This is a genomic window from Flavobacterium sp. AK-345 (assembly GCF_058310175.1).
Map to the genome: position 1 here is coordinate 107,086 of NZ_JBZEER010000014.1, position 20,346 is coordinate 127,431.

Annotated in this window: 15 protein-coding genes; 2 read left to right on the top strand and 13 right to left on the bottom strand. The window is 34.1% G+C overall.

Annotated elements, in window-relative coordinates; translation table 11 throughout:
- Positions 1 to 18 precede the first annotated feature (18 nt).
- The 3 genes from AC4FQ3_RS20150 to AC4FQ3_RS20160 form a co-directional block, all read right to left on the bottom strand.
- Positions 19 to 1,398, bottom strand: a complete 1,380-nt coding sequence (locus AC4FQ3_RS20150; protein ID WP_491183044.1) for an exonuclease domain-containing protein — start codon at positions 1,396 to 1,398, stop codon at positions 19 to 21.
- 40 nt (positions 1,399 to 1,438) lie between these two features.
- Positions 1,439 to 2,698: a Y-family DNA polymerase gene (locus AC4FQ3_RS20155; protein WP_491183045.1), complete on the bottom strand. Its 1,260-nt coding sequence runs from the start codon at positions 2,696 to 2,698 to the stop codon at positions 1,439 to 1,441.
- Positions 2,699 to 2,797: 99 nt separating this feature from the next.
- On the bottom strand, positions 2,798 to 3,247 hold the full coding sequence (locus AC4FQ3_RS20160) for a LexA family protein (protein WP_082036927.1): 450 nt from the start codon (positions 3,245 to 3,247) through the stop codon (positions 2,798 to 2,800).
- A gap of 97 nt (positions 3,248 to 3,344) precedes the next feature.
- Between AC4FQ3_RS20160 and AC4FQ3_RS20165 the strand changes: the two genes are divergently transcribed.
- Complete coding sequence (locus tag AC4FQ3_RS20165; RefSeq protein ID WP_302094934.1) at positions 3,345 to 4,118, top strand: XRE family transcriptional regulator; 774 nt, start codon at positions 3,345 to 3,347, stop codon at positions 4,116 to 4,118.
- 66 nt (positions 4,119 to 4,184) lie between these two features.
- Here the strand turns inward: AC4FQ3_RS20165 and AC4FQ3_RS20170 are convergent, their stop codons facing one another.
- The 10 genes from AC4FQ3_RS20170 to AC4FQ3_RS20215 form a co-directional block, all read right to left on the bottom strand.
- Complete coding sequence (locus tag AC4FQ3_RS20170) at positions 4,185 to 5,906, bottom strand: HAMP domain-containing sensor histidine kinase (protein ID WP_491183046.1); 1,722 nt, start codon at positions 5,904 to 5,906, stop codon at positions 4,185 to 4,187.
- Positions 5,907 to 6,106: 200 nt separating this feature from the next.
- Entirely contained in the window at positions 6,107 to 7,234 is a 1,128-nt protein-coding gene (locus tag AC4FQ3_RS20175) for a sensor protein KdpD (RefSeq protein ID WP_491183047.1), read from the bottom strand.
- A 155-nt stretch (positions 7,235 to 7,389) separates the two neighbouring features.
- Positions 7,390 to 8,478 carry a porin gene (locus AC4FQ3_RS20180; RefSeq protein ID WP_491183048.1) on the bottom strand — a complete coding sequence of 363 codons (1,089 nt, stop codon included), beginning with the start codon at positions 8,476 to 8,478 and terminating at the stop codon, positions 7,390 to 7,392.
- A gap of 279 nt (positions 8,479 to 8,757) precedes the next feature.
- On the bottom strand, positions 8,758 to 9,312 hold the full coding sequence (locus AC4FQ3_RS20185; RefSeq protein WP_491183049.1) for a K(+)-transporting ATPase subunit C: 555 nt from the start codon (positions 9,310 to 9,312) through the stop codon (positions 8,758 to 8,760).
- Between the two features lie 92 nt (positions 9,313 to 9,404).
- Complete coding sequence (kdpB, locus tag AC4FQ3_RS20190; RefSeq protein ID WP_491183050.1) at positions 9,405 to 11,438, bottom strand: potassium-transporting ATPase subunit KdpB; 2,034 nt, start codon at positions 11,436 to 11,438, stop codon at positions 9,405 to 9,407.
- Positions 11,439 to 11,639: 201 nt separating this feature from the next.
- On the bottom strand, positions 11,640 to 13,361 hold the full coding sequence (kdpA, locus tag AC4FQ3_RS20195; RefSeq protein WP_471733070.1) for a potassium-transporting ATPase subunit KdpA: 1,722 nt from the start codon (positions 13,359 to 13,361) through the stop codon (positions 11,640 to 11,642).
- A gap of 129 nt (positions 13,362 to 13,490) precedes the next feature.
- On the bottom strand, positions 13,491 to 13,568 hold the full coding sequence (gene kdpF, locus AC4FQ3_RS20200; RefSeq protein WP_073075461.1) for a K(+)-transporting ATPase subunit F: 78 nt from the start codon (positions 13,566 to 13,568) through the stop codon (positions 13,491 to 13,493).
- A gap of 155 nt (positions 13,569 to 13,723) precedes the next feature.
- Positions 13,724 to 14,005 (bottom strand): DUF7674 family protein, encoded by a 282-nt coding sequence (locus tag AC4FQ3_RS20205; protein WP_042564085.1) that lies wholly within the window; start codon positions 14,003 to 14,005, stop codon positions 13,724 to 13,726.
- 283 nt (positions 14,006 to 14,288) lie between these two features.
- Positions 14,289 to 15,629, bottom strand: a complete 1,341-nt coding sequence (locus AC4FQ3_RS20210) for a sigma-54-dependent transcriptional regulator (RefSeq protein WP_491183051.1) — start codon at positions 15,627 to 15,629, stop codon at positions 14,289 to 14,291.
- Positions 15,630 to 15,680: 51 nt separating this feature from the next.
- Positions 15,681 to 18,122, bottom strand: coding sequence for a sensor histidine kinase (locus AC4FQ3_RS20215; protein ID WP_491183052.1), 2,442 nt, complete (start codon positions 18,120 to 18,122; stop codon positions 15,681 to 15,683).
- A gap of 205 nt (positions 18,123 to 18,327) precedes the next feature.
- Between AC4FQ3_RS20215 and AC4FQ3_RS20220 the strand changes: the two genes are divergently transcribed.
- Positions 18,328 to 20,298, top strand: coding sequence for a sigma 54-interacting transcriptional regulator (locus tag AC4FQ3_RS20220; protein WP_491183053.1), 1,971 nt, complete (start codon positions 18,328 to 18,330; stop codon positions 20,296 to 20,298).
- Positions 20,299 to 20,346 lie beyond the last annotated feature (48 nt).

The window sequence follows — 20,346 nt, forward strand, 5'->3', positions numbered from 1 at the left end:
ATAGCTCTATTTTAAAATTTATTTTAAGAAGTGCTTGCTGAAAAAAACCTTCCGTGGATATTTTTCGGCATAAGCATAAATTAAATGTGTTATATATTGATTGCTCTTATAAGGGGTTATATAATCTTTTATATCTGATGGTTCAGTAATTGTAATATCAGATGCTATGTAGCCCATTCCGTAAAAATGTCCATTTTCAACCCAAATAAAACTGCGCTCATCTGCCGATCTGCCTTTGTCTATAATAGCAAAAGTGGGTCTGTTGCTTAATAAAAATTCAATGGCATTTTCAACCTGATCGTTATGAATCGTCACATCAGGCAATATTTTAATGTCTTGGTTCGGAAAAAATTCGGCTTCTTCCTGTTTAGAATATTTGCAAAATCGTTGATCGATTTCAAACTGTTCGGCCAGATTTCGCAATATATTTATTGCGTCATACAGACTATTAAATTCATGAATGCAAACCTGAAATTTGTTTAGTTTTCCAACTGCCAGATATTTGTATCCACTCCGGGCTTCATATTGGTAAAGTCCATATTTTGCCTCAAAACGTTTTAATGCTCTGTTGTATGTTGGCCAAAGTGTTTTAATTTCTGTGCATTCTAAAAGCAAAGCCATTAGTTCGTTGCCACAAACTTCAAAAGAAATACTGTAGATATCACGTAAGAAGTTTTGCCTTTGCGGATTAATTTTATGACCGCTAAAATGCGAAGCCACACGTTTTTTTAAGTTGATGGCTTTTCCAACATAAATAACCTTTTTCATCTGATTATAAAAATAATAAACACCAGGTTTTTCAGGCAATTGATTAAAATCGTCAGGCGGAAGATTAGGAGGCAAACGTTGATCTTGTGCTGTTTTCTTGATCATTTTCTCGATTTCACCTTCATAATCCCATTCCAGTAATCGGGAAAATAATATTGCTGTTGCATCAGCATCACCGCCGGCACGATGTCGGTTTTCTAAAGATATATCTAATGAATTGCAAAGATTTCCCAAACTGTAAGATCCCAATCCGGGTCTAATCTTTCTGGTCGCGCGAACGGTACACAATTTCCTCGCAGTCCACTTAAACCCCGCTTGTTCAAGTTGATGGCGTACGAAAGAATAATCAAAATTGACATTGTGTGCAACAAAAACGCGATCAGTAAGCATTTCCAGTACTTTCTCTGCAATATCATCAAATATAGGAGCGTTAGCCACCATTTCGTTATTAATACCGGTTAAGCCAAAAATAGAAATCGGTATTTCTTTTTCAGGATTAACAAGCGTTTCAAAACGTTCGATTACGTTGGTTCCGTCATGAATAATGATGGCAATTTCTGTAATGCGGCTGCCACTGGCGTTTCCACCTGTGGTTTCGATATCTACTATGGCATATTCCAGCTTTTTCATCTCTATTATATAGCGTAAAACCTATTTTTTCTGTTGTTTATTAAACATTAACTGTAATAACATCTTTGAGTAAAGTAGAAAATTTGGGAGATAACCTGTTCTGCCTCATTTTCCATTGGCGTCCCAAAGACTGCACGCCAAATTTAATTTTGTTATTACCATAACTTCGGTTCATTTGATCAATCACCTTCATTAAAGGTTCATGTTTAGGATTTGAAGTTTCGAATAAATTAAGCTGCGTTTCACTATTGGGTGTTAAACCCATTACAATTACACCCGCTTTTTTATAACGATATCCTTTTTTAAAAATAGCTTTAAATCCTTTTTGCGCAGCCTCATTAAGCTCTATTGTTGAATTGGTTGGAAAATCAGTTGTAATGGTAATACTTCGCGAATAATGTGATGGCTCGTTCTTTAAAAAACTAGTTTGAATAAAAACAGTTACCATATTGCAATGACAATCCTGACGCCTTAATTTCTCTGCACAAGAAGCTGTAAACGTGCTGATTCGTTCTGAGATTTCTTCATAAGTAGTATACTTTTTTTCAAAAGATCTCGTCGTAGCAATCATTTTTCGGTCTGTGGCATCTTCTAAGCCCAAAGTTGGTTTTCCTTCTAATTCATGTTTCAATCGAAGTCCTACTACAGACATTTCTTTTCTTACCCAGGCATCCGGAAATTGGGTAAATTCATAAGCTGTGTTGATTTTTTTTAATTTAAGTCGTTTGGCGTGTTTTCTTCCAATGCCCCAGACATCTTCAATTTTAGTCCACTTTAATGCTTTAATCCTTTTTTCTTCAGAGTCAATACAATAAACACCTTGCGTACGATCTGCAAATTTTCGGGCAATTTTATTCGCCATTTTTGCCAAAGCTTTCGTAGGCGCAAAACCTATACTAACAGGAATGCCTGTGCCTTGGGTCACTTCTTTCCGCATTTTTAAACCAAGCGTATTCAGATCAAATAAATCGTAACCTGAAAATTTAAGGAAAGCTTCATCAATACTGTAAATTTCGATTTCGGGAGTATAAGTCTGAAGCAAATTCATTACCCGATTGCTCATATCGCCATATAACGGATAATTAGAAGAATAAACAAAAATATTTTTTTCCTTAAAAACAGATTCATACTTAAAAGCAGGAATAGCCATTGGTATGCCCAAAGCCCTGGCTTCGTCAGAACGCGAAATAACACAACCATCATTGTTAGAGAGAATAACGATAGGTTTTCCCCTTAAACGTGGATCAAATACTCTTTGACAAGAAGCATAAAAATTGTTACAATCAACTAAAGCAAACATTTCTAAACGTGTTTTTTATTTCTTATTCTGTCACCCTGAGCGAAGTCGAAGAGCTTCATTGTGTAAAAGGTCTTCGACTTCGCTCAGACTGACAATAACTCAAAAAGATTTAATACTATGAATCACAATTCCCCAAATTACAAAGTTGTTTTCCGGAGTTACTTTTATAGGCTGATAATCTTCATTTTCGGCAATAAGCCAGATGATGTCTTTTTCTATTCTGATACGCTTTACAGTAAATTCGCCATCAATTTGGCAAACAGCAATTTTATTGTTTTGCGGTTCCAGACTTTTGTCAATAATCAATAAATCACCATCACTGATACCGGCATTTTTCATAGAATGGCCTTTTACCCTTGCAAAATAAGTGGTGTATTTATGTTTAATGAATTCTTTGTTGAGATCAATCGATAATTCGATAAAATCATCAGCAGGCGAAGGAAAACCGGCGCTAATCCCAACGTCAAAAAATGGCAAATTTACTTCTGAACTTACATCCGGAATGTAGAATTCTATTGATTTCGTGGTATTTATATTCATCAATTTCATAATCACTTCAAAAATTTATTTTTTGCACATCACAAAATTAGTACAGATGATAACATTTTTTTGTATATTTGCTGTTCCAAATTATAACAAATTAATTATGTCCTTATTTTCAGATAATATCAGAGCATTGAGGGTTAAGCATAAAATATCGCAGGAGAAATTAGCTGAAAACCTTAGAATTACCCGTGGTAGATACGTTAAATACGAAGATGGAACTTCAGAAGCACCGTATGATATCTTAAAGCAGATTGCTTTATATTTTCATATGAGTATCGATTTATTGTTGTCTGTCGACATACGTAAAATCAATATAGAAAACTTGATAAAATTAGAAGGCAATCGACTTATTTTACCCATACAAGTAGATAGTTTTGGGGAGAACTATATTGAAATTGTTTCTCAAAAAGCAAAAGCAGGATATCTTAATGGATATGCTGATCCGGAATATATCGAGAGTCTGCAACAAGTTTCACTTCCATTTTTAGGACCGGGAAAACACCGCGGATTTCCTGTAGAAGGAGATTCGATGCCGCCACACGAAGACGGTTCTATCATCATTGGCCGTTATGTAGAAAGGCTGGGAGAGGTTATGGATGGGAAAACCTATATACTGATTACCAAAAATGAAGGAATGGTTTACAAGCGTCTCAATAAGAATAAAAAGAATACTTTAGTTTTGGAATCAGACAATCGTTTTTATCCGAATTATGAAGTAAAAGCCTCAGATATTTTAGAAATCTGGGAATACGAATGCAATATCGGACGCAGTGATAAACGACACGAGCAAACAGAATCGCAAAGTATGAAAGATTTGCTTTTGGAGGTAAAAAGAGAGGTTATGGAGATTAAAAATAATACTTCGAATGCATAATTTTTTTCGCCACGAATTCACGAATTATTTTAAATCAAAATTCGTGAATTCGTGGCGAAAAAAAATCTAAACTTTCAACGAAAACCAAAACGTACTTCCCAAACCTAAATTACTTTCTACGCCAATTATCCCATTTTGCGCTTCAATAAATTCTTTGCTAATCGCTAAACCCAATCCTGTTCCTGATTTCTGGCTTCCCGGAATCTGGAAATATTTGTCGAAAACTTTGTCTTTATATCTTGCGTCAATTCCTTTTCCGGTATCAATAACCTGAAATACAATCTGATCGTTTTCATTTTTTAATTTGATAAGAATTGTACTTTTTTCAGATGAATACGTAATAGCGTTCGATAAATAATTAATCAAAACCCAGCCTGTTTTTTCGCTGTCGGCCTTTACATCCTGCAAGTTTTCATCGGCATCAATAATAAGTTTGATTTGTTTTTGTTCTGCCTGAACTTTTACCGCTTCAACAGCATAATTTACAATCGCATACGGATTGCTTTTTTCGATATTCAACTGAATATTTCCGGTTTCCAATTGTGATAAGTTGAGTAATTCACCAGTAATTTTCAATAACCTTTGGCTATCATCTTTAATACTTTCAACCAATTGTTTTTGGTCGTCGTTCATATCACCGGTTTTAGCATTTTGAAGCAATTGCAAACTCAGTTTTATAGACGCAATTGGTGTTTTTAATTCGTGCGAAACCGTGGCAATAAAATTGGTTTTGGCAAAATCTAATTCTTTAAATAAGGTAATATTTCGCAGAATAATAACATCGCCAATATTAATTTCTTTTTCCTCACCCGTTGGCGTTATCGTGATATTGATTGTCTCTTTATCGAAATAACTTTCTTTTCCGTTAGCAAAAATTTTCAAAGGTTTCTTTTTCTGCGAATCAGAATCTAATTCTTTTAAAATTAAGGAACGCATTAAATCATTCGATAAAGCGAGGGCAGAAGCCGATTTCCCCATGACATCTTCCAATTTTAGACCAATAATTTTCAAGGCTTCATCATTGGCAAACAAAATAATTCCTTCATTATCCAAACCAATAATAGGATCGTGCATATTATTAATAAGCGTTTCCAGTCGTTTTTTCTCAAAGAAAAGTTTGTACAAATTACTATTATTATATTCCTGAAGCTTTTGCGCCATGGTATTAAAAGATTTTGCCAAATCTCCATATTCGTTGTGATTGGTAAAATGTACACGTTCTGAATAATTTTTATTGGCAATTTCCTTAATACTCAGCGTTAATTCTTTAATTGGGTTGGCAATGTTATGAGGTAAATTGATCAGCAAATTAAAGGCGATTAAAAAACACAAAGTTCCCACAATGGCAATCCATAAATTGGCAGTTTCGGCGGTATGTTTGGCGATATCGCTTTTCTGTTTTATGGCATTCATATTGAGTTTCATGATCTCAAAAATATCCTGTCGAATTTGCATTTTTAAACTTTCATCAGAGCTGTTTTTTTCTAAAAGAGCAAAGTTTTTCTTTAGACTATCGGTACCTTTTTTCTCTCCGGCTTCGGTAACATTTTTCGTTTGGTTTAAGAGATTTTCTTTAAAAGTAACAATCGCATTTTCTTTATTAGCGTTAATTTCGTCTAATGCCAAAAGCATATTTCTGGAATATTCCAGCGTATTATAATTTGCTTTCAAAATATTCTCTGTATCTTTTTTTATCGAAAAAATATAAAAAGCACTTACCAATGTGAGTATAATTATTAATAAAAATAATAACCCAACTCCCAGATTCAATTTAGTTTTAATTCTCATGATGTTTGTTTAAAAACATTTATTTTTTTGAACCATATAAGTAATATAAGAAAATATAAGAAGATGCATAATTAAGTAAAGAAGACAAAACTTTGCGTCTCTGCGACTTTGCGAGCAAAAAAATTCAGCGAACTTTGCGGTTAATTTTCACACACCCTAATTTAAATGAACTTATATAACTTATATGGTTTAGAAATTTTTTACGATAAAATAACCAGGTCAACATTTGATAATGAAAGCCGATTTAACAAACGCCTGAAAATTGTTGTAGACAAAATTACTTTAAATAAATTCAAATGTGGTTTTCCGATGCAGACAGTTGTAATTTGTTTTTCTTCTACCGCAATTACAATTGCATCGGCAATATTTTTATGTTCCAATTTAATGACTTCTGCACCTAATTGTACTGCGAGTTTAAAATTATTAATCAAATGGCGTTGTTTGTCTAATGCGATTTTGGTGCTGCTTTCTTTAGGCGTTTCGACATACAAAACATACCAGGATCCGTTGTAATAACTTGCCAAACGTGCCGCTTTTCTAATAACAATTTTTGCTGTTTTATCGTTACTGCTAATGCACGCCAACAATTTTTCGTGTTTTAAAGCGTGCAGTTGAGGTACTTCGTTTTCAACTTTTCGAACTACCTGACTTGCAACTTCTTTCAAAGCCAATTCACGCAATTGAAGAATTTGTTCCGATTTAAAAAAGTTGGTTAAAGCTGTCTGAATTTTATCTGCCGTATAAATTTTTCCTTCCTTCAAACGCGCAATCAAATCTTCAGAAGTCAAATCGATATTGACAACTTCATCTGCCAATCGCAAAACATTATCCGGAATCCGCTCCTGAACGTCAATTCCTGTAATACGTTTTACATCCTCATTCAAACTCTCAATATGCTGAATATTCACAGCCGAAATCACATTAATTCCCGCTTCCAGAATCTCCAAAACATCCTGCCAGCGTTTTTCATTTTTGCTTCCTTCAATATTTGTGTGCGCCAATTCATCGACAATAACAACTTCGGGTCTTAAGTTAATTATTGCCTGCACATCAAGTTCTTCAAGCTGTTTTCCTTTATAGAAAATGGTTCGCCGCGGAATCACGGGCAAACCAGATAAAAGTTCATGCGTTTCTTTTCGCATATGCGTTTCGATGTAACCAATTTTCACATCAATTCCGTTTTTCAACAGCGAATGCGCTTCCTGCAGCATACGGTACGTTTTACCCACACCGGCGCTCATCCCAATGTAGACCTTAAACTTTCCTTTTCTCGATTTCTGAATTAAATCCAGAAAGTGTTGTGCGTTATTTTCTTTTTCTTCTTTCATGTTTTTTGCCACGAAGGCGCTAAGTCACAAAGTTTTTTATTTTACCATTAAGATATTAAGTTAATAAAGGCAAAGCTTAATTTTCTCAACATAGCTCATTAAGACAAAGCTTAACTTTCTTAATATCTTAATGGTAAAAAAATCAATTTTAATGTTTAAAAGCTAATCGCCAACGAAGTCGTTACAAACGTATTTGTATCCGTTGGAACGTTATTTTTTGTGAAGATTTCATCTTTACTCGAAAGATTTCTTGCTTCTAATCTAAACATTACATTATCAGTAACTAAGTAATCAAAGTTAGCTGAAAATCCGTAAGTTTTAAATCCGTTTGGCGTTTCTGTCCCGATAGCTATCGGGATAATAACACCTTTTTCATCACTATAATATTCACCTCGCGCTGCTAATTGAATTTTATCCGTTGGTTTATATTGCAAAATCAAAACCGGTGAAAACCAAGTATCATATTTGTCACTATTCTTAGCCGATTGTTGCGAACCAACATCAACACCAGCCGTAATATTTGTTTTATCTGTTACCTTAAATTGCCCGTAAAAATTGTTGAAATAACGCCATTTTTTGTCAATATCAGGTTGTTCATTTCCAACATACGTACTCCAGTTCAAAACCACTTTATCTGTTGGTTTATAAGTAATTTGCGTTCCAAAAGCAGGCGTTTGATTCCCCTCAATTTTCTGAATTCGCTGCCAGCCGTTCAAATACATTCCGGCCAAATACCACGCACCAGATTCTGATGTGTAGCCAATTTTTACTCCCGCTTCATAATACGGAGAGTTTTCAGCCAGAATACTTCGGGTTAAAGTCTGGCAATCTTTTCCAATCGCACTTTCAAAACCAATGTGTGAAGGCATAATTCCCGCATCAATCCATAAATTATGACTTTGCGAAATCTTCACTCCAACATTAGCTTCATAAACATTTTTCAATAAATCCTGCTCTGCCGACATATTATATTGGGCATAAGTTCCTGCCATTAAAGCAAAGTTCCCGCGAATATTGTCTTTTGAATAATTCACCTTTGCCAAACCTAAATTCAGGTTCACTTCATTGCTTCGGTTATAACTGTAAAAAAATCCCGGACGCGTATGATCTTCCGGTTTCGCAAAATCATAACTGTAATAAACGTCAACATATCCTGAAAACGTAAACGGACTTTTTGATTCTTCTTGTGCTTGTAAATTGCTAAAACCGAATGCGATTAAAGCTGTAAGTATTATTTTTTTCATTTTTATTGGGGTAAAAGAGTGTTTGTTTTTCCTGTAAGGTTTTTAAAACCGTGTAGGTATTTATTAGTAGGTTTTTAAGGAGCTATTTCCCGCTATCCGTTTCAATCTTTTGTGCGGAACCCCCGCACAAAAGGATTTCCACTACTATCGGGGCTAGGGCTTTTGGGGTAAAAAGGTGTTTTATTCTCCTGCAAGGTTTTTAAAACCTTGTAGGTATTTATTTTCTAACGCTTTGTCAAATCCGACAGGTTTTTAAAACCTGTCGGGTTTAAAAACGTATTACTTCAATCCGTCCAAAGCAACATTCAATTCCAAAACATTAACCGTTGGAGTTCCCATAACTTTTGGAGTATTTATATTCGCTTCAACCAAAGCGTTTACTTTTTCTTCAGATAATTTTCGTTCTTTAGCAACACGTTTCACCTGAATCAAAGCGCCTTCCGGAGAAATATTCGGATCCAATCCGCTTCCCGAAGCCGTAACCATATCTGACGGAATCTCCGATTTTTTTAAATAAGGATGAACGATTAAAAACGTATCGATTCTTTTTTGAACCAAAGCCAAATAATCGGCATTGCTTGGTCCTTTGTTGCTTCCGGCACTTCCTGCAGCATTATAATCCACAGCCGAAGGTCTTCCCCAGAAATAATTCGACTTATCGAATTTCTGACCAATTTTTTGATAACCAACCACTTTTCCGTTAACCGAAATAGTTTCTCCTTTTCCCTGATTCGGAGCAAATTGTGCAATTCCGTAAATTGCAAGAGGATAAATAACTGCAAACAGAATTACAGTAATCAAGGTGAACTTTAATAGTGAGAATATATTTTTCATTTTTTTTATTTTTGAGGTTCTAAGGAACTAAGGTTCTGAGGGACTAAGAAAAAACTTAGCACCTTAGTTCCTCAGAACCTTAGCAACTTTTTTTACATAAACAGAGCTACTAGTAAATCAATTAATTTAATTCCGATAAAAGGGACAATCAAACCGCCTAAACCATAAATCAACAGGTTTCTTTTAAGGATTGCACTTGCACCAATTGGTTTGTAGTCAACACCTCTCAGTGCAAGCGGAATCAAGATCGGAATGATAATCGCATTGAAAATTACCGCTGATAAAATCGCACTTTCCGGACTATGCAAATGCATAATATTTAAACCTTGAAGCGCTGGAATTGCAGTTATAAAAAGTGCCGGAACAATAGCAAAATATTTCGCAACGTCATTCGCAATCGAGAAAGTAGTAAGCGTTCCGCGAGTCATTAAAAGCTGTTTTCCAATTTCAATAATTTCAATTAATTTCGTTGGATCATTGTCAAGATCGACCATGTTGCCGGCCTCTTTTGCTGCCTGAGTTCCGCTGTTCATGGCAACACCCACGTTGGCTTGCGCAAGGGCAGGAGCATCGTTGGTTCCGTCACCCATCATGGCAACCAATTTTCCTAAGTTTTGCTCATTTTTGATGTAGTTCATTTTGTCCTCAGGTTTTGCTTCGGCAATAAAATCATCAACACCGGCAGCTTCTGCAATAAACTTAGCCGTAAGCGGGTTATCTCCCGTAACCATAACTGTTTTTACACCCATTTTTCTCAATCGGTCAAAACGTTCTTTCATTCCGGTTTTAATAATATCCTGCAATTCGATAACACCCTGAACCTGATTGTTTTTAATGACAACCAATGGCGTTCCTCCGTTTGTAGAAATATCAATTACTTTTTGAGCGGTATCTTCGGGAAATGCATTTCCGGCTTGTTTTGCAATATTTTTTGCAGCATCCTGAGCCCCTTTTCTAATATTGGTTCCGTCTTTTAAAATAACTCCGGAAGTTCTGGTTTCTGCGGTAAATTTTATTAAAGTAGCACCTTCAATTGATAATTTATTGGCAGTTTCGGCTCCTGCCAGTTCCACGATACTTTTCCCTTCCGGAGTGTCATCCGCTAGTGAGCTTAACACGGCAGATTTTATAAAATCTTCTTCAGTAACTCCATTTGCAGGATAAAAATTGGTTGCTTTTCTGTTTCCAATTGTGATGGTTCCGGTTTTATCCAAAAGCAATACATCAATATCTCCGGCAGTTTCAACCGCTTTTCCTGATTTTGTAATTACGTTGGCACGCAACGCTCTGTCCATTCCTGCAATACCAATTGCTGATAACAAACCGCCAATTGTGGTCGGAATCAAACAGACGAATAAGGCAATAAAAGCTGCGATTGTAATTGGCGCATTAGCATAATCTGCAAATGGTTTTAACGTAACACAAACAATCACGAAGATTAAGGTAAATGCTGCCAATAAAATAGTCAAGGCAATTTCGTTTGGTGTTTTCTGGCGGCTTGCACCTTCAACCAAAGCAATCATTTTATCCAGAAAGCTTTCGCCTGGTTCTGATGTTACGATTACTTTAATTTTATCAGAAAGCACTTTTGTTCCTCCGGTAACGGAAGATTTATCACCACCGGCTTCGCGAATTACAGGAGCACTTTCTCCGGTAATGGCACTTTCGTCAATGGTTGCCAATCCTTCGATAATTTCTCCGTCAGTTGCAATTAAATCGCCAGATTCACAAACGAAAACATCTCCTTTTTTCAATTCAGAAGAACTGATGTTTTTGATTTCGCCGTTAGGTAAAACTTGTCTTGCCGGAGTTTCTTCACGTGTTTTTCTTAAACTATCTGCTTGTGCTTTTCCTCTGGCTTCGGCAATTGCTTCGGCAAAATTGGCAAACAAAAGCGTTGCTAATAAAATTAAAAACACAATTAAATTATAAATAAAACTGCCTTGGTCTGTAGCTCCCATTAGAATGGAAATACAAACAGCAAACATAATAGCAGTTCCGATTTCTACGGTAAACATTACCGGATTTTTGATCATCAATTTTGGATTAAGCTTCACAAAAGACTGCGCTAAGGCTTCTTTTACCTGTTTGCTTTCAAACAATGATGCGGATTTATTAGTTGTCATTTTCTTGTAAAAAGTTAAATGTTATTTGTAAAATGTTATGCACTAAAAACACATAGATTATAGAACATAGCCAGCGGTTTCAACCGCTGGGACGCAACGTATGTCAGAATCTTTGTTCCCGCAATTCGTTTCCCGTGGTTGAAACCACGGGCTATGTTTGAAATATTTTGCGTTTATGTTTTAAAAATATTTGCTGCATTCTTATTTTAATGTAAAATATTCTGCCAATGGACCTAAAGCCAAAGCCGGGAAGAACGATAAAGCAGCAATAATGGCGATTACAGCAAAAACCATAACTCCAAAAATGGTAGTATCAGTTTTTAATGTTCCCGCACTTTCAGGAATGTATTTTTTATTAGCCAATAATCCTGCAATTGCCAATGGGCCTATTATCGGAATGAAACGGCTTAATAGTAAAACAATTCCCGTAGTGATATTCCAAAACGGATTATTATCTCCCAAACCTTCAAACCCGGAACCATTGTTAGCAGCACTCGAAGTATATTCATATAACATTTCTGAGAATCCGTGATTTCCAGGATTGTTTAACCAGCCTGTAGCGTTTCCGCTAAACCAATAACCCATTGCGGTGTCATGTGCAGCAAAATAAGAAGCTAAAGCTGTTCCGGCTAAAATCAATAAAGGATGAAGAATCGCGATAAAAGCAGCAATTTTAACTTCCCGTGCTTCAATTTTCTTTCCTAAAAATTCAGGAGTTCGACCAACCATTAAACCGGAAATAAATACAGCCAAAATGATAAAAATGTAGAAGTTTAAATAGCCAACGCCACAGCCTCCGTAAAAGGCATTAACCATCATGGCTAACAACTGCATAGCTCCTGAAAGCGGCATCGAACTATCGTGCATACTATTTACAGAGCCCGTAGAAATTACCGTTGTGGCAATACTCCAGAAGCCTGAAATAGCCGGACCAAAACGAACTTCTTTTCCTTCCATTGCTCCGGTTGTTTGGGCGATTCCCATTTTTTCGATAGCCGGATTTCCATTAAGTTCAGTCATAACTGTTGGAATTACCAATAGTAAAAAACCAACCGTCATTACACCAAAAATGATATAGGATAATTTTCTTTTGTTAAGGAAAAATCCAAGCGCAAAAATCATTGCAAACGGAATAATTAATTGTGCCCAAAGTTCAATTGCATTCGTTAAATAAGTTGGGTTTTCTAAAGGATGTGCTGAATTGGCTCCAAAAAAACCTCCTCCGTTTGTACCTATATGTTTAATAGCAATAAACGCTGCTGCGGGGCCTCGGGAAACTTCAACATTGTCCCCTTGTAAAGTGGTAATTGCATCTTTTCCTTCAAAAGTCATAGGAGTTCCGCTAAATAATAGAACAACTGCTACAATCGCAGAAAGCGGTAATAAAATGCGAGTACAGCTTTTGATGAAATAATTATAAAAATTACCCAATTTGTCGGTTGTTTTTTCTCGCATTGCAGTGAAAACCATTGCTGCAGCGGCCATTCCTACACCTGCAGAAACAAATTGCAGAAACATTAAAACCATTTGTGACAAATATGAAAGTCCGGTTTCGCCTGAATAATGCTGTAAATTACAGTTTACAACGAATGAAATAGCAGTGTTAAATGCTAAATCAGGCGTCATAGATGGATTATTATCAGGATTTAAAAATAACGATCCCTGAAAAAGTAAAACAAAAAAGCAAAGAAAGAACCAAACCATATTTACACTTAAAAGTGCTTTTAAATGTTGTTTCCAGTTCATTTCTTCTGTGGAATTAATTCCACTAATTTTAAAAATAAATTTTTCAATTGGATTGAAAATCGGGTCAAGAAAAGTTTTATCTCCCAAATAAACTTTAGCAATATATTTTCCCACGGGAATCGCTAAAACTATCGAAATGATAAAAATACTAATGACGCCAAATAATTCTGTGTTCATATTTTGTTTGTTAGAAATTAAATAAATTTTAGACTTTTATAAAAACATAATAAGTGTTACAAAAGCTAATGTCCAGGCCGCAAATACATATAGTAGCAGCTTTTTTGGGGATTGTGACTTTTTCATTTTTCAGAATTTTTCTGGTTTGATTAGTACATAAACCAAATAACCAAAAACGGCGATGGAAACAATAAATAGTGCTGTCATGATTTAGATTTTTTCGAAGAATTCAACAGATTTGAAACAAATAGCAAACAGTAAAACTGCCAATGCGAGTAAAAGAAAAGTGATCATAAGATTATTTTAGAGTTCAGATTTTAGATTGTCATTCGATTAAACAATTAACCGATTAAACTTTTTTTTTATACGCCCGAAGTATTAACCTGCTTGATATATTCCGCTTTAAGCGTTTGAGGAAAAAGATGAGAAATATTGCAGTGACGCATTTCCATAAAAGAGGAGACGGAGAAAATGTAGACATTTGAAATCGCATTTTTGGTTTCAAAACTTCCTGTAATAAATAACCGTTCAGCAAGTGCCAGACATTTTTTGGCTCTCACAATATTTCCGGAAATAATAGATTTTTTAGTAATCTCAGCAAAGCGTTCGGCTTGTTTGTAGATTGAGGTGACTTGATTTTTCATGAGAATGAATTTTATGTTCTTCCTCCTTATGCCAAAATATGTTCCGAAAAAACAAATTTGTATTTAAAGTACTGTAAATAAAAGTAATGCAGGTTTGTGCCAAAAATTAGGCATAAAAAAAGCCTATCAAAATGATAAGCTTTTATTGAAATGATAAGGTTTGTTTAGACTATTGCCGATTCCTGCAAGGTTTTCAAAACCTTGTAGGTTTAGATTTTAAATTTGAATATTTGTAGTTTAAATAGAATACCTACAAGGTTTTGAAAACCTTGCAGGATCGTAATTACAAATTATATTCTTCCAGTTTTCTATATAAAGTCGCAATTCCAATTTCGAGTAATCGTGCAGCTTCTGCTTTATTTCCTTTTGTATAATTTAAAACTTTCTGAATGTGCAATTTTTCAACGCTTTGCATCGAAAAAGCCGACATTGATTTTGTAGGTTTTTCAGGTTGATGCTGCATTTCATAAGGTAAAACATCTGAAGTTAGAGTGTCTCCATTATTCAGAATAACAGATCTTTCAATCACATTTTTAAGTTCCCGAATATTTCCCGGCCAGGAATAATTTTCTAATTTTTGAAGAAAATCATCTGAAATGTTTAATGTTTTTTTATTCGTTTTTTCAGAAAATTGTTTGACGAAATAATTCGTTATCGCAGCAATATCTTTAATTCTTTCGCGTAATGGCGGCAGTTTTATTTCGAAAATATTCAAACGAAAATACAAGTCAGAACGAAAACGGTGTTCATCACTTTCTGTTTTTAAATCCCGGTTTGTTGCGGCAATTAATCTGAAATTAGATTTTTTTGGAGTTGTATCACCAATTGGTATGTATTCGCTGGTTTCCAGAACACGTAATAATTTGGCCTGCAGTTCAATTGGCATTTCTCCAATTTCGTCGAGAAATAAAGTTCCGCCATTTGCTTCTTCAATAAAACCTTTTTTATCTTTTAAAGCTCCTGTAAAAGCTCCTTGTTTGTGTCCAAAAAGTTCGCTTTCAAGAATTTCTTTGCTAAATGTACTACAGTTTAAGGCCACAAAAGATTTCCCGACACGATTACTATTTTCATGAATTGCTTGTGCAAAAACTTCTTTTCCGGTTCCGGTTTCGCCTGTTAGTAAAACAGTCGAATCGGTTTTTGCGACTTTTTTTGCCAAATCAATGACCTGTTCAATTCCTTTTGATTTTCCTATAATAGTATTAAACGAATATTTATCACCAATACGTTTTTCAAGCTGTTTTACTTTTTTCTGTAATTGTACTTTTTCTACAGCTTTATAAAGAAGCGGAATAATTTTGTCGTTGTCATCGCCTTTTACGATATAATCAAAAGCACCGTTTTTCATGGCCTGAACACCATCAGGAATATTCCCAAAAGCGGTAAGTAAAATAACTTCGACCAAAGGAAAACTTCCTTTTATGTTTTGAAGAAAATCAACGCCGTTTCCATCCGGTAATTTTACATCACACAAAACAACATCAATATCTGTTTGTTCCAATTTTTTAAAACCTGATTTTAAATCTTTGGCTTCAATAACTTCAAATCCTTCCGATTTTATAATGCGTGCCAATAGACTTCTAAGTTTTTCTTCGTCGTCTATAATTAAAATTTTGTGTATCATTTGAGGAAAAGGTTAAAATCGAAATTCATTTTAACATTACAAATTTAGGTTTTAAATTACTTTTCTTTTTTGATTCATTGGAAATTCTTGTGAAAATTCAATTTTTAAAATAGTTCCGTTATTGTTTTCCATCGAAAATTTGGCTTCTAAATCGTCACTTAAACCTTTTATCAAACTCATTCCAAACGAGTTTAGTTTTTTGGCACTAAAATCAGTATCAATTCCAATTCCGTTATCCGAAATTGTTAGTAAATAATGATTCTCAGTTGTTGCTTCAAGCGTCACATAAATCATCCCGTTTCGTTCATCAGGAAACGCATATTTAATAGAATTGGTAATGGCTTCATTTAAAATAAGTCCAAGCGGAACGGCTTGTGCTACATCTAATTCCAGCTGATCTATTTTTAATTCAAATCTGATTTTTTGCCCAAGCGAAAAAGATTCTTTCAGATATTCGACAAGTTCTCTAATATAATTCGGCATATTAATCGTCGAAATATTCTCAGAATTATATAATTTTTGATGAATCAATGACATCGAATGAATTCTGTGCTGACTATTTTTTATTGCCGACAAAGCCATATCATTATCCAAATATGCCGATTGTGAATTTAAAAGACTGATAACCGTTTGAAGATTGTTTTTTACACGATGGTGAATTTCTTTCAAAAGCCATTCTTTTTCATCCAATAAATGTCTAAGATTTATATTTTTCTGGTTGATTTCTTTTTCTTTAAGTTCTAGTTTGGCGTGATTTCGTTGTTTTAATCGGTATCTGTTGTACAATAATCCAATTGTAATAAGTAATAAAACTAAGCTCCAGATCGAGACACTATTTAAAAGTTTAGATTTTTGCAGTTCGCTTTTTTGCAGTTTATCCTGATCATTTAAAAATTTGATTTTTTGCTCTTTATTAGCCGTTTCATATTGAATTTTAAGTTCATCGACCTGTTTGTTTTTATCAACTCCATGAATAGAATCGTTTATTTTTTTATAATCTTTAAAATGTGCTAAAGCATCTTTATAATTGCCAGCAATAGAATCTGTTTTATACAATAAAAGCTGAAGGGCTTCTGAATTGTAGTTTTGATTATAAGTCTTGGAAAGAGCAAAAACTTTATCCTTATAAAACCTGGCGCTTTCAGGTTTATTGATTCTGATATAAAACAAAGCCATTATTATATATTGATGAATAACTTCTCTAAAAGTTTCCGGCGCATTTAGCTGTTTTGCATAATAGTCGGTTTCTTTAAAATATTTTTCGGCTTTAGCAAAATCTTTCAGCACTTCATAACAATTAGCTTTTATGTAAGCAACAGACATTTTATCAAAAGTACTTTTAGGAGGAAATTCTGCGGTCATAGAATTGATGTAATCAACAGCTTCTTTAGTTTTTACTTTTAATGATAAAGCAGCTACAGCGCTAAAAAAACTTTTATACCAAGTACCGGTATTAATTGTCTGCCGACCGATTTCGATACTTTTTTTGTATAAGTCCAACGCTTCTTGATGATGACCGTAATGATTATAAACATCACCCAGGCGCATATAAAAGACGTCTCCAAAAGTATAATCCTTTTCAGCTTCCATTCTTTTTACACTTTTTAAGGCATAATATAAAGCAGTTTGTATATTGTGCTGAAACAATTCAATATAAACAATTGTGGTTTCTGCAAATTGCTGATGTGCAAAGTTAATTTTTCGCAGATCGGCCAAATTTTGGTAGAGCCTCTTTTTAGCTTCGTTGATTTTTCCTCCCCAAAAATAAATGGTTGTAATCTTCATGTAATTTTCAATCCTTTTTTCTTCTAATCCTAAAGAAGCATAAAGTGAAACAGTTTCTTGCAGAATTTTTTCTTTTTCAGGATCTAAGTTGGATAAGAGAGTTCCATAAGCGTCTAAAGCACCAGCAAGACCAAGCTTATCATTTTGTTTTCGGCATTCGGTAATAACCTGCAGAAAATATTTTTTTCCTTCAGTCTGATTATTAGCCTGAAAATAATATTTACCTAATAAGAGTAAACTTTGGTGTTGCCATTTTTTTATTTTAAGTGTATGACTCAAATCAAATGCTTCTTTTGTACACAAGAGTGCATTTTGTAAATCCTCTGGTTTTGTACCAGGTTTAAAAAGATAAAAATTTCCTAGTTGAAGTAATAATTTAATTCGGTCTTCATTTTTTGATTTTAGAAGTAATTTTTTAACTGCATTTACTTTTCCCTTTTCAATTAAATCATTTCCAATCAGGTAAGAGCCGTCATTAAATCCTTCATCATAAGCTAATGAAACAGGTAATTTATAAGCTTTACAAGCCAAAACAACAGCGCTGTCTGCATCTATTGCACCTTGATTTGAATTATACAAATACATTGAGCTGGCCTGAATGAGCAATCTTTTTTTCTTTAAATCATATTTAGCAACTGAAGGTGAATTTTGTGCCAAAGATGGAAGAATAATGAAGAATAAAAAACAGAGAGAATAGAATTGCTTCATAATTTGGTGAGAATTAGTTTTTTGGAAGTTTTCGGAAACAAATATAAAATAAAAGATATGTGGTCTTGTGAAAAAATATAAAGAAAATTCACATTAAAGTTGTTTTTGATGATTTATATTTGGTAAAAATGTTATTTTACGTGTAATAATTAACTAATTTTATACCAACAAATTACAGGTTTATAACACTAAAAATGCCACAATTATGAAAACGGTTTCTGAGTTTCCCAATAATTCTCAACCTACTTTAAAAAAGCGAATTTTAATTGTTGAAGATCAATTTATTGAGGCTCATGATTTGCAGTTAATTCTCGAAAAAGCAAATTACGAAGTAATCGGAATTTCACGTTCTGTTGATCAGGCTTTGGAACAAATTCAAACGGAGAAACCGGATTTGGTTTTTGTGGATATTATGTTGAAGGGAAGCAGAAACGGAATTGAACTGGCTCAAATTTTAAAGGAAAACCATATTGGTTTCATTTACATATCTGCAAATTCAAGCAAAAGTGTTTTAGATCAGGCCAAAATTACCCAGCCTTACGGTTTTATCGTAAAACCATTTCGTGAGCAGGATGTTTTAACAACGCTGGAAATTGCTTTTTATCGTCAGGAATATAGTTTAGAATCGCAATTAATGCAGCAGTTTCAACTGCAGAATAATATTGCAGAAATTATAAAATCAAATCTTAAATGGGAAGATGCTTTGTTGGCATTTGCAAAAGTGGTGCAAACTTTTATCTCTTTTGATTATTTAGAAGTTGGTTTTTTAAATACAACGCATTATGCAAATCTTGGCGTCATGCGTAAAAATGTAGATGATTACCAGATTATTAATCCCGAAAAGTTTTCAAAAATTGCCGATATTTCTATAAAAGAATTAGACGAGACTTATAAAAAATCAAAAATAGATTTAAATCCTGTTGTTTATAGCGAAGAATCTTTAATCAATAATTTTCAGGTTGCGCCTATAAAAGGTCTAATATCACATAATTTCGGAATTAAATCTTATTTAGTTTTTCCTCTTTCAATTACAGCAATTCAAAAATTTCATTTCACTTTTTACAGTCGAAATTTTAATGTTTATTCTCCAGAAAATATAGCAGTTTTGAGTAATCTTGAAAATACATTTGTTCAGTTTATTACTAAAATGTATCCCAAAACAAATTCAGACTCAGACCAAAAAGAAGCAATTATTAAAGAAATAAAACCAATTAATAAATCAGTTGGTTTTGAAGGGATTATTGGAAATAGTTCTCAAATGATTACCGTTTTTGATTACATTCGAAAAGTAGCACCATCTGACACTTCAGTTTTAGTTTTAGGAGAAAGTGGAACGGGAAAAGAAAAGATCGCGCAAAGTATTCATACATTGTCTCCAAGAAAAAATAAGCCTTTGGTGATTATAAATTGTGGTGCAATTCCAGAAAATCTGGCAGAATCGTTGCTTTTTGGTCATGAAAAAGGCGCTTTTACCGGCGCGATGGATAAACGAATTGGTAAATTTGAACTGGCCGATGGCGGAACAATTTTTCTGGATGAAATAGGAGAGATGCCAATGGAACTTCAGGTAAAATTATTGCGTGTTTTACAGGAAAGAGAAATTGAAAGAATTGGAGGAGCATCGCCTATAAAAATAGATGTTCGAATAATTGCTGCAACCAATAAAAATTTGGAAGAAGAAGTAGCTGCCGGAAGATTTAGAATGGATTTGTATTATCGCCTGCACGTTTTCCCGATTATAGTTCCGTCGCTTAAAAAACGAAAAGAAGATATTCCGGAATTAGCGAATCATTTTATAAAAGTATACAGTGAAAAAATGGGACGAAAATCTCCATTACTTTCAGATTTTGCATTACAGCAAATTACAAATTACAATTGGCCGGGAAACATTCGTGAATTAGAACACGTAATACAAAGAGCTATTTTGCTGACAGACGGAAACACAATTAAAGAGATAGAATTTTCGACATCTTCAAAAATGCATGCAGAACAAGCAAGCGAATCATTTTCTATCAAAACCATTTTAGAAAACGAGCGAGATTATATTTTATATATTTTGAAAAAATGCAATGGAAAAATATCCGGAATTGGCGGAGCTGCTGAAATCCTGGATATTCATCCATCGACATTAAATTCAAAAATCAAGAAATTAGAAATTAAAAGAGAAATGAATTAGAATAAAAACAGACACAGATTTGCAAATTTTTACTAATTAGTTGGTGAA